This is a genomic window from Photorhabdus tasmaniensis, from assembly GCF_011189505.1.
GTDB classification, from domain to species: domain Bacteria; phylum Pseudomonadota; class Gammaproteobacteria; order Enterobacterales; family Enterobacteriaceae; genus Photorhabdus; species Photorhabdus tasmaniensis.
Genome location: NZ_PUJU01000016.1, coordinates 78,927 through 90,993, shown reverse-complemented (window position 1 = coordinate 90,993; position 12,067 = coordinate 78,927). Strand labels below are relative to the sequence as shown.

Here is a 12,067-nt window from a genome sequence, read left to right as displayed (position 1 = left end):
AAAATGGCAAAAAAATATAATCTGTACAGTGCAGAACTCAATCTGGAAAATATTAATCTTAAATCAAGCTCCCCATCAGCAGATGATTTAAAAAAGCGTTTTAAAGAAGGCAGTATTCCATTACAAACCGATTATGCCGACTTGATTAATATTGCTGATATGGGCCGCAAAGCCTGTGGTCTGGCACCACAACAAAATGGCCCAGGAAAAGGATTGAAACTGGGTGATGACGGTACGCTCAATTTAAAAATGGGGGAGATTTCCAGCCAAGACTTTTCTCCATTAATACTCGAAAAAGATATTTTATCTGTAGACCTTGGTAGTGGACTGGTTAATAAAACCAATGGCATATGCGTTGGCACAGGTAATGGAATTGTTGTAAATAACAATAACGTAGCCGTTAAACCGGCTAACGGTATTACCGTTGATAGCAACGGTGTTTCAGTCAAACCCAACAATGGCATCAATGTTGATACTAATGGAGTCTCTGTAAAGGTTAAAGATAAAACGATCAATGTCGAGTCCACAGGGATATCTGTCAGGCTTGGTTGGGGGATAAAAATAGGTGATGGGTTAGATATTAAGGCCAGTAATGGTATTAACGTTGATAGCAATGGTGTTTCAGTCAAAGCAGGTAACGGTATCACGGTTAATTCAAACGGCGTCAGTATTGATCCCAACAAAGTACTTCCCAGAGGAATGATTGTGATGTTTTCTGGCAGTAGTGCTCCTACTGGGTGGGCATTATGTGATGGTAAGAATGGTACACCAGATTTACTCGATCGATTTATTTTAGGTGGAAATTTTTCTGGTATTAATGGAAAGAATAGTGACAAAGCTTCAGGTAATACCAATGCTAAAGAGTTCAAAATAAGCACAACAAATAAAAAACTCACGGTCACAATAAAAGGCACAAAACTTTCTTTGAATCAAATGCCAAAACATAATCATCTAGGGGGAATGGCTTATTATGACGGCACAGGCTCAAGATACGGTGATATTAAAGAGACAAAAGAAAGCAAACAAATTGATAATAACCCCGGCAAACTTGACTTTATGAGCTCTACATTAGGTGGAAAAAGAAATCTTTTTTCTGGAAATGATGTTAATCCTCATTACCTTTACACATCTGACACTGGGAATGGAGAAGAACACACTCATGCAGTTGATGCGAATGCTAATATTATCCCCCCTTATTACATTCTTGCTTTCATCATGAAAACCTAACATTTATTAAACAATTGAAATTTTAATTATCTATTAATCACAAAGGATATATCAATATGACTTCGGAGCCAAATCTGTTAAATCGGATTACCATTACGATTGAGGCTAATAATCAACAGGTAGCTAAAAAAGTATTGCATGGCTCCCTACTTAATCAAGCTAATATAAACAACTTATTTAATACATTCTTTACTCAACGCTCTATTAATCAAGATATCTATTTAGAAACATTAACCCTGGATCTTGGCGAAATAAGCTTACATGACTTTAATTCACTGTTTCCAATCCGGCTGAATTCTGCTTTAAATAAAGCACTAAGCCAATATCAGATAAACAATAAGGAAGAAATTCGCCTAAATGCACCAATGCTAAATAAAATCACCCATAATCCTTCTTTATCTGGCGATAATAATTTCATTGATGCGGAGAATTTCATTCACGCCTTATATCAAAAAGCTCCCCAATTAAATCCAGCGGAGGCAATATCAAATAATAAAAATAGTGATATCAAGATTAAGCAATTAATAAATCAATTAACACGGATAGAAAACAAATCAGCGTTATTATTAGCAAAAAGCTGTTTATCTGAACATAGCCTACAACAGCTTTTAGCTATCAAACAGCCTGCTTTATTGAGCGCTATTAATCACAGATTATCCGAAAGGGTAAATAAACCACATCATCAGGAAGCGATTACCACCTCCGGGCAATTGATACTCAATGCACTGGAATATATACAGCGGCATAATGCACAGGAAATACTTAAACCCGATGCAAAAATCATCTCGCGTATTACAACTGAACTCAGTAACGGTACACTTAATGCCGCGTCTGTTATTACGTTATTTCGTCAGACTATGACCCACAATATCCCATTAAATAATTGGCTAAAACAACTCTGGCAAACAGCTGCTGTTTCACGGCTTTGCCAAAAGCACCTGTCGGTTGAAGAACACCAATATCTATTGGAATGCTTTATACCAAACCACACGGGTAAAAATAGATCTGAGATAAAACCCTTCATGAGTAGCGCTAACTCGTCAAGCGTTCAGAAATATCAACATTCGATAAATCAAAAAGTAACCGACAAAGATCGGCAAGCATTATCAATATCAGATAACTCATCGGTTATCAGAGCAAATAACCATAACCCACTTCAAACCATCAACAAACCACACGCTGAGCAGACTTTATTACCTGAACACCCCCTTACACGCCAAGTAAATAATGCCGGGATATTAATTCTGTGGCCGATGCTACCCGCGCTGTTTAATCAACTTGGCCTGCTTGAAGCACAGAAATTTATCCATCGTCAGGCTCAGTTCAATGCCATTAATTTACTTGACTACCTGATTTGGGGCACCGAAGAGAGACCAGCAGAAAGAAAAGTACTGAATTACGTGCTGTGTGGGCTAATAGCCGATAAAGATATTAAATCAATCCCTATCGAGCCGGAAAAACAATTGATAACAGATCAATGGCTGGATGCGGTTATTAGCCAACTTCCCGGCTGGAAAAAATTAAGCCGTAATGATGTCCGCCAACTGTTTTTACAACGACCGGGGGAATTACTGGCAGACGAGCAAGCAATCAAAATCACTATCCAGCATCAACCATTTGATGCGCTGTTGGCTGATTGGCCGTGGCCATTAAATATCGCCAAACTTCCCTGGTTGGATCACCCTTTACGCATCGACTGGCAAAATATTTAGAAGGTTTATATGGATTACTCACTGATAATTAACCACGATATAACGGCAAAATCACACTGGATTTATCCCCATTTGGAACGTATCGATCTATGGTTACAGCATTACTATTACCAAAAGTGTGACAAATACGACTCCTTACCGGAAAGTTTTTTACTCGCCGAAGATGAATTAGAACAACGTCTGACAAAACCACAGGGCATTCCCCATTGGCTAACTAAAACGGAAGATATTATTAGCTCCCCAGAAACAGAGCAAAACCCTACCCTTGATCCATTATCACTATTAGTTGAGCGTTTTGAACTCACTGAATTTGAACGGGATGCCTTACTATTGGGTTTATTGCCGCATTTTGACAGCCGGTATCATGCACTATTTGCTGCTCTCAATGGTAACAGTAAAAAACAGTGGCCGAGTTTTGCTTTAGCGATTGAACTATTTAGCCAACGCCAAAGTGATCGGCAATTACTGCAAAACAATTTTTTACCGCAAACACCGTTAATCAGTAACCAACTATTACGAATCAATCACCACGAAGAACCTATTTGGCTACAGACACAATTTTTAACTCATAGCGCTGTCTGGCATTTTCTATCCGGACAACAGGTTATTTTACCGCCTCTGACAACCTGTGTTTATTGGTGTACTCCAGACTCAGAGAGTTGGTATCCACAAACCCTTTATCATTCACTCGAAAAAATATTACTGAATAAAACAGACGATATTCACCCACTGGTTATACTTAGAGGAAAACAGGACAGCGCCAGAGAAATAGCGGTCAGTCATATTATGGCGTCCCATAATATTAATACCTTAACTCTCGATTTAGCTCTCCTGCCTGACGAAGAGAGCCAAACCACAATATCTAACTTACTGACAAACGCCGTACGGGAAGCCCGGCTACACGATGCCTGCTTATTAATCCGTAACTTTTCTTTACTCACAGATGAAAAGAAAATATCGCATAGCGAATTATCCACTTTACTGAGTCAGCCAAAATTAAAAACAATTTGTCTGGCAGAGCCGGGAGAGGCGTTAGTCTGGCTTAAACAGCTGCCAATAGTGCAAATTGATATGCCAGCCCTCACACTGGCGGATAAAAAAACGATGTTGGAAGCAAACTTGCCGAATAATATAATCCAGGAAATGAGCGTCACTCAATTGTGTCAGCGTTTTTCATTTACAGCGGAAACATTACCACTGATTATTGAAGAAGCATACCAATATCAAATACTGCGAAAATCAGAAGGCCAATTAACAGAAACCGATCTGCATAAGGCATTAAGTTTTCGCACTCAACAAAATTTCGGTAAATTAGCTCAACGAATACCCCCCAAACGCAACTTTAATGATCTGGTCATCTCAGATGTATTAACTCAACAATTACAAGAAATTATCGCGGCTATTCATTACCGTGAACAAATTCTGGCTGGCGGATTTCGGGAAAAAATAGGCTACGGCACCGGCATTAGTGCGCTATTTTATGGCGAATCCGGGACCGGCAAAACCATGGCCGCAGAGGTGATTGCCGGATATCTTGGTGTTGATTTGATTAAAGTCGATCTTTCTACTGTGGTGAATAAATACATCGGTGAAACGGAAAAAAATATCTCCCGGATTTTCGACCTGGCCGAAGCCGATTCCGGCGTACTGTTTTTCGATGAAGCCGACGCTTTATTTGGTAAACGCAGTGAAACCAAAGACGCCCAAGACAGACATGCCAATATTGAAGTTTCTTATTTATTACAACGGCTGGAAAATTATCCCGGATTAGTCATTCTGGCTACCAATAATCGCAGTCATTTGGACAGTGCATTTAACCGCCGTTTCACCTTTATTACTCGTTTCACTTATCCCGATGAAGCATTACGTAAAAAAATGTGGCAAACCATTTGGCCTGACCAGCTTAAACTGGCCGATGAACTTGATTTTGAACATCTGGCTAAACGGGCTGATTTAACCGGCGCTAATATCAGAAATATTGCTTTATTAGCATCCATGTTCGCAAAACATGATCACTGTGAACAAATCGAAAATAAACATATAGATCGGGCAGTTACTCTCGAATTAAATAAAACTGGCCGGCTGGTTTTCTAATAAACTCATAAAACTGGAGTCAATATGACAACAATAGTTGCTTCCGACAATGCGATTGTTGAAGTTAATAACGCATTAAATAATATTTTATCCCAACATTTAAATACCAATGGAAATAAGATTGATATACGTTTTGATCTACCCGAAATTAACTCCATTCAATCGGAACCGACGGTAAGTGTATTTCTTTATGATATCAATGAAGACTTGCAATTACGTACTGCCGAACCAAGACGTTACAACCCGATGACCAGCACATTATTACCGGGATGGGTAAATATCAATTGTCACTATTTAATTACTTACTGGGATGCCAGTAAGCCATCAAGCGACAGTTCCAGCCCGGATAGTCAGCCCAATAATCAAGCCGCACAAGTGATGACACGGGTTTTAAATGCCTTAATTAATAATCGCCAATTAACCGGCATTCCCGGTGCCTACACCCGGGTGATTCCACAACAGGAAAACTTAAACAGCTTGGGTAATTTTTGGCAAGCTCTTGGTAATCGTCCACGCCTCTCTTTGATGTATTCCATTACCGTACCAATGAAACTGCAAAATATTGAAGAGAGTGTGACCCCCATCAGCAAAATCTCCGCTTCTGTGGATCAAAAACCCAATCTGGACAGTTTACAAATAAATCAAGTTTTAAAAGATAAATTATGTGCCGATTTAGGTGATACAGAAGATGTTCAATTCAGAAAGTAATTTCTTATCAGCATTATCTCGATATAAAACATCACAAGAATCGCCAATATAAAACGGTATTTGATTAAATAATTGACTTAAGAGGGCTTATTCATGTTCAAACGTGCTAATTCTCAGACAACATCCAGACGACGTTCTAAAAATACCGCTAAGATATCACCATTATCAGACTTTTCTGATGGAAATGAGCCTCTTACCCTCCAACCTGTGAAAAAAGAGCATGAAAACAAGCGACCTAAAGGATTAAAACAATTTCTCACGGATAGAGAGCTTAACAAAGGGCATATTTCCCCGCTAAAAAATAGGGGGCTATTGGTGGGCAGCGAGGATGCGCCAATTAACCTACCGGTCATAGCTCATCGCTATGACAGTCACCATAAGCTGGCACAACCGATGCCGCTGAAAGATAGCCACGCCAATCATAAAAATCCTTTTCATGGTGTTATTGCTGGATTTAACGGCGATCAGGTCACCTCTTCCGAATCAGGTTCGGCAACAATAGGCGTGCATTGGGGAGAAAATACCTTGGATCCCAATATCATCGGTATAAATGTGGTCAATGGCGCATCGGGAACCGTAGGGATAAAAATTGCTTTGGCGGATATACAACCTGAATGCCCGGTCATTATCACGTCCGGCGCATTGAGCGGTTGTACCATGATGTATGCGGTGAAGGATAACGATTTCTTTGCCTATCATACGGGGCAGAAACCGGGTGATGATGAATGGAAAACAGGGCGGCAGGGTGTTGTCACGACCAATCAGAGCCATCAAGCCCTTTTACCGGATAGCGAGCCGGTTACAGTTGGGGAACATAATAATGATTTAGTGAATATTTTCGCCAAGTATGATCAAAGTGTCATTACCTATATGGGAAAACCGGGAGTTGTCATTGATAACACAGCAGAAAATGTCAGCATTTTTAACTATGACGAAATCAAACCTGAAAAGCTGGCTATCAGAGCGGGTTACAGCTATGCGCTGCTGGCCCGGGATGATAAAGGCAAGGTGAACATCAAAGTATTATCGGAGGATGCTATTGTTTCGCCGGGCAAGAAAGGCAATACCATTAAGGTTATTAATTCACTCAAAAAACGGTTGTTATAATCTGCCCAAAATAATAGGGCTGGGAAAATTTCACACGCCAATAATATCTTAATTTATGAACTTACCCTGGATAAATAAAAAGGTGGTAATATGCCAAACAAAAAACACAGTGAAAATGCCAAACATTCAGAGAATAACATTAAAAGATCTTCAATACAGACTGAACATGATGAGAGTAATATAGGCAGCACGTCGCTAGGTATGGGATTAGATTTAGATCACATGAGGGGAAATAATTCTGTTAGTTCAGACCAAATTAATGAATATACATTTTGGAAAGAGAACATTTCCGAATATTACAAATGGATGGTTGTGGTTAAAGGTCATTTAAAACAATTAGACTGGACCTTAAAATCAATGGACTCCCCTGAATCTGCCGGAAGTAATATGGCTAAAAATATAGGGACGACTGCATTACAAACCCTATTAAATACCGGAGGAAGTATAGCTGGTGGCGCTATTGGCGGAGCCATAGGCAGTGCTATAGCACCGGGTATTGGCACTCTGACAGGCATGGGTATTGGCGCATTAGCCGGAACAGGATTAAATTATCTTAATGACACAGCGATTGAAAAATTAAATGAGAAATTGGAAATCGCACACCCTTATCCTAAAACAAGAAACATGATATTTGATATCAATAATTACAATAAAAACCCTATCTTGAAAGCAATAAAGAAGAAGATCGGCAATAAAGACAATCTAAAAGTGACTACTGGTGGTTTAATAACGTCACAAATTGTCGGTAGAATATCCCCGGCAAAAATTCCTGCCTATAAACTTGCTGAACTGGCCATATCACACCATAAAGCATTAGCAGGATTGAACGATGATAAAGCCAGACATATATTAGATTTCACCAATAGTATCCGTGAAGTTCTCCATGAAAGCCATTCTGATGCAGTCACATTTATACGTAAAAACTATGGAGATGATGGAATGAGTCTTTCCGGGTTTTCTGCTAAAATAAAGGGAGAGAAATTAACCTTAGATACATTAGCAAGGGCAAGAAATAAAATAGAAATCAGAATTAATAGCATTAATAAACAAGTATTAAAACTTTCATCAGAGAATAGAGATAGTTAATTATGCAAGGATAATGAAAACCGTTTAAAATACAAAAACATCACCATTTAACCACAAGCACTTCATCCTACCAAATCAGGGAAAATATCTGGGACGTAGCAATGCTGCACCCTATTTTCCCATTCCCAATCATAATTTATTTTTTAAATCCATCTATTTTATTATTTTTCTGATTAATCAGATTATTATTTTGACAAGATATTTATTGAAAAATAAGACATATCTGAAAATACATTTCAATCAAAATAGCTATTTTGTGATTCACCCATTAAATACAGGCAGTTAAATAAAAAAATGAAAATATACAACATTGCGCGGTAGAGTAAGACTATTGAATTAAATATAAGCTATTAATATAATTATTTACTCACAATATCATTCTTACTCAAAACAAATAGGTGATAATATGGAAAACGAATCTAACAAAGATGAAAAGCAAAAAGAAAGCTCATCACAAACTGATAATTTTGAGCGTAAACTAACAATAAGTGAACGTATAAAGATGTTGAGTGAAAGAGGATTCTCCGACACCAAAAAATCCTCTTCCCAATTTGCGATGCCCTCTTCATCAAGCAGTTCTTCTGTCAATATGAATAAACCAGAGCCAAAACCAAAGCCAAAATCATTACAGGGAAAAAAACTGCCGGCTATTACAACTGCGGAAAGTTCAACATCAGCAGCTAATCAATCAACCTCTTCCACTATAGATTCTGAAACATTATTAACATCAAGCTTTAATGACATAACATCTTCAACTTTATCCGTTGGCAAACATGAATTAGAACTGACAGATCAAAAAGATGTCATTATTTTTAGAGGCGATAATCGGGATCCTGAAAAAATTGTAGCCGCAGGTGGATTTTATCCATGGTCAAAAAAGCATGTTACCGAGATTAAGAGCGCATTGACGGAGGCATTTATTAGCGATGGGCCATCAGCGCATATGGTAGGACATGTCAGGAGTCCAAATCAGAACTACGTATCCACAGGAATAAATACAGATTGTGGTGGATATGGGGGACACGCTGCCTACCTGTACAAGATGGAAATTCCTGGACTAAGACCGCAGGAGATGAGTAGAGAAACTATTGGTCAGGAAATCAGACAAGATAAAAGAGGAATTAATTATCCCGAATTTTTGATGAGCCATCAAACTCTTCAACAATCAGAATTCGTCGCAATGATGCCCGCGCGTACGGAAGAGCTGACATTTATTACCCCTATTCCCCTAGGTTATATCACTTCATATAAAAAGAAAGGCACAAACACCTGGCATAAAATGCCTGGTCCAAAGGAATAAAAGAGATTAACTCGTCTTTATATGTCGTATTTCGTATAATATTTTTTCGTATTAATAATGCCCAACCAATGGGTAGCCAATAATAATACAACATCAAGCCAGACCAAATAATTTTGCGCCACCTGTGGCGCACTCTCTGCAATTTCAAAACATTAAATTCTATTCCTAATAATGTAGGGATACTTATCTATCTGACTTAAATACATTATGCAGTGCCATTTTCCTATTCCTCTCTTAACTACCTACAGTAGAATATAATTTTAACCCCAACCGTCAAATCACTCTTAATAATATTAAGAAAAATTGGAATATCCTTGTTAATCTAAACTATAGCTGGCGATCGTAACAAATAAATAATAAATCCCACTGCTCTCTATTTCTATCTCCATAGATATTTTATTTAAATATTGCAAAAAATAATCTAAAATTATTCTCCAAACCATAACTGTTTTATTTATTAATATAATCAACCCACTAAACATTTAACAGTCACTATTATTAATTGATGTTGCGTCTAAACACTTATCTCCCATAATTATTTTGTTTCACAGAGAATTATTTAAATAACTATTGGATAAATTTTTGAATATAAATAATAACATCTATAAATCATGTTATTGCGGTAGCTATACCCTTGAATCAAAACTAATGAAAAAAAAGCAATAAAAGTTTTTTATATTTTAAATGTAAATAGTAAATAAAGGAAAAAATCATAAACTTCATTGTTTAACAAAACAACTCAATATCATATATAAGGTGATAAAAATGGAAAAAGAATATAACTGGCCCACTTCAGAATCCAATACAGAGAATACCAATACTATGGATCACCATACAGTTGGTAAAACACCCAGTCGGACTGATAATCCAAATTCAGCGTTAAAACCGGGTGATGACTATACACAGGCAATAAAAATTAACCCTGACGGCGGCTTAACAGCGGATAAAGATGGATTAAATGTAAAAGCGGGTAATGGTATTAAAGTAGACAGTAGCGGCATCAGTATTGATCCCGATAATGTACTACCAAAAGGAATGATTATGATGTTCTCCGGTGAGGATGCTCCTACCGGCTGGGCTTTTTGTGATGGTAATAACGGAACACCAGATTTAAGAAGCCGTTTTGTCATGTGTGGTGAAACTCTTTCTGAGACAGGGCAAAGCAGTAGTAAAGCTAATGGTAGTGGCACCGAAAAAAGCTTTTCCAAGAATACAACATCAACTGCGGTTTCGGTCAATGTTACTGTGGGAAATACAACATTAACAGTATCACAAATACCTAGTCATAAACATATTGGGGGTATGACTTATTGCTTCTGGGCTGGAATGAAATATGGTTATAGCTATTATCCCCGAACCGAATTTCAAATAGATAATAGCCGTGATAGCTCAATATGGCAGAAACCTACACTAGGATATAATATTTATGCCAACACATCAAACACAGGAGAAGGACAAGGACATAACCACCCGGCAACGGCATCGTCTCTTGCACATGATCATAGTGTTGATATTATTCCACCTTATTATTTATTAGCTTTTATTATGAAACTTTAATTCCATTTCACCAAAAAGATTTAAATTATCTCTTATTTTCTAACCACAAAGGATACATAACAATGAATATATCTAGTTATTTCTTCCTAAATGAAGAGAACATTAAGTTCAATAATCAATGTTTAAATACATACATGGATTATCCCCAACCCATCAGTAAAGATTGGCCCAACCTGCCTGCTGGGTTCCAAAGATATATTGACGATATTATTAATTTAAATGGCTTTTTATATTTTTTTAAAGGTTCACTATATCTTAAATTCGATATCGAGAAAGCACAGGTCGTTGATGGCCCAAACTTCATTATAGATGGCTGGCCTGGATTAAAAGGAACAGAACTTGAAAATGGAATAGATGCAGCCATAGAATTGACCACCAACACCGTCTGTTTCTTTAAAGGCAGACATTGTATAGATTACACCATCGATTTACACACAATTAAGATCAATACTATTTCAGACCGGTGGGGAATGACAGAGGAATATGAAAAATTTAGTAGCAATCTGGATGCTACTATTTCATGGCCAGATATCGATGGAAATTTTATTTATTTTTTCAAAGGTGATTCTTTTATTCGGTTCGACCCAAATCTAAATGCACTTGATACCGGGCCTATCATCATCTCCAGCGATAATAATGGTTGGAGAGGGTTAACCTTCAAAAATGTTCAAGCAGCTGTATCGGTCGATACCGATTTATTAGGCAGTCACCGAGAAAATAGTGGAGGCAATAGTAAAGTCTGTAATGGAACATGTGGTACTAATGACACAGGTAAATATTGTTTCCAGTTACCTCACAGCATTCGATTTGGCCTGACAGCCTACGCTAATACAAATATTTCGCAAACTGTAAAAGTATATATTGATAATCTTCTGGTCGATACATTAACCGGTAAAGGACAAAATAATCTCATGGCGACTAAAGCCTACACATCAGGTACAGGCAAAATCTGTATTGAAATTGAGGGGGATGGCAAACCATGCAAGCTGCGTTATTTCGATAATATATTTGATGGCAAACCGGGAACCGCTATTATCAGCGCTGAAAATGGTACCAATGATAATTACAATGATAGTGTGGTGTTCTTGAATTGGCCGCTGACATAAACTAAAAACTCTCGGTTTCTAATAATAATTGCGCCATTCTTGGCGCTTTTTCTTTATTAAAACATTTATTTATCTGACTCTCTTTCTTGCAAACTCCCACCACTTATCTGCTCTAATGATTTAAGTAAACTCGCTCACCCCGGTCACATAGTTATCCATGCTCCCGGGGA

At 37.8% G+C, this 12,067-nt stretch carries 8 protein-coding genes and 1 pseudogene; all 9 read left to right on the top strand.

The window, feature by feature from the left end; translation table 11 throughout:
• Positions 1-3: 3 nt before the first annotated feature.
• The 9 genes and pseudogenes from C5471_RS09790 (at position 4) to C5471_RS09750 (ending at position 11,897) form a co-directional block, all read left to right on the top strand.
• The gene (locus C5471_RS09790) at positions 4-1,227 is read left to right on the top strand and encodes a tail fiber protein (RefSeq protein WP_133814571.1); all 1,224 of its coding nucleotides are present in this window, start codon (positions 4-6) and stop codon (positions 1,225-1,227) included.
• Positions 1,228-1,283: 56 nt separating this feature from the next.
• Positions 1,284-2,939 carry a contractile injection system tape measure protein gene (locus C5471_RS09785; protein ID WP_133814570.1) on the top strand — a complete coding sequence of 552 codons (1,656 nt, stop codon included), beginning with the start codon at positions 1,284-1,286 and terminating at the stop codon, positions 2,937-2,939.
• A 9-nt stretch (positions 2,940-2,948) separates the two neighbouring features.
• Positions 2,949-5,033 carry an ATP-binding protein gene (locus tag C5471_RS09780; RefSeq protein ID WP_133814569.1) on the top strand — a complete coding sequence of 695 codons (2,085 nt, stop codon included), beginning with the start codon at positions 2,949-2,951 and terminating at the stop codon, positions 5,031-5,033.
• 24 nt (positions 5,034-5,057) lie between these two features.
• Positions 5,058-5,729: pseudogene (locus C5471_RS09775) on the top strand (Pvc16 family protein); the annotation flags it as partial.
• 105 nt (positions 5,730-5,834) lie between these two features.
• Positions 5,835-6,848 carry a cytotoxic necrotizing factor Rho-activating domain-containing protein gene (locus tag C5471_RS09770; protein ID WP_133814568.1) on the top strand — a complete coding sequence of 338 codons (1,014 nt, stop codon included), beginning with the start codon at positions 5,835-5,837 and terminating at the stop codon, positions 6,846-6,848.
• A gap of 90 nt (positions 6,849-6,938) precedes the next feature.
• Entirely contained in the window at positions 6,939-7,934 is a 996-nt protein-coding gene (locus C5471_RS09765) for a hypothetical protein (RefSeq protein ID WP_133814567.1), read from the top strand.
• Positions 7,935-8,340: 406 nt separating this feature from the next.
• Complete coding sequence (locus C5471_RS09760) at positions 8,341-9,234, top strand: hypothetical protein (protein ID WP_133814566.1); 894 nt, start codon at positions 8,341-8,343, stop codon at positions 9,232-9,234.
• Positions 9,235-9,999: 765 nt separating this feature from the next.
• Positions 10,000-10,791 (top strand): tail fiber protein, encoded by a 792-nt coding sequence (locus tag C5471_RS09755; protein WP_133814565.1) that lies wholly within the window; start codon positions 10,000-10,002, stop codon positions 10,789-10,791.
• A 62-nt stretch (positions 10,792-10,853) separates the two neighbouring features.
• Positions 10,854-11,897, top strand: coding sequence for a fucose-binding lectin II (locus tag C5471_RS09750; RefSeq protein WP_133814564.1), 1,044 nt, complete (start codon positions 10,854-10,856; stop codon positions 11,895-11,897).
• The last annotated feature ends 170 nt before the right edge of the window (positions 11,898-12,067 follow it).

Coding starts and splice junctions, on each gene's coding strand:
- C5471_RS09790 (WP_133814571.1), top strand. CDS start 4: ATGGCAAAAAAATATAATCTGTACAGTGCAGAACTCAATCTGGAAAAT.
- C5471_RS09785 (WP_133814570.1), top strand. CDS start 1,284: ATGACTTCGGAGCCAAATCTGTTAAATCGGATTACCATTACGATTGAG.
- C5471_RS09780 (WP_133814569.1), top strand. CDS start 2,949: ATGGATTACTCACTGATAATTAACCACGATATAACGGCAAAATCACAC.
- C5471_RS09770 (WP_133814568.1), top strand. CDS start 5,835: ATGTTCAAACGTGCTAATTCTCAGACAACATCCAGACGACGTTCTAAA.
- C5471_RS09765 (WP_133814567.1), top strand. CDS start 6,939: ATGCCAAACAAAAAACACAGTGAAAATGCCAAACATTCAGAGAATAAC.
- C5471_RS09760 (WP_133814566.1), top strand. CDS start 8,341: ATGGAAAACGAATCTAACAAAGATGAAAAGCAAAAAGAAAGCTCATCA.
- C5471_RS09755 (WP_133814565.1), top strand. CDS start 10,000: ATGGAAAAAGAATATAACTGGCCCACTTCAGAATCCAATACAGAGAAT.
- C5471_RS09750 (WP_133814564.1), top strand. CDS start 10,854: ATGAATATATCTAGTTATTTCTTCCTAAATGAAGAGAACATTAAGTTC.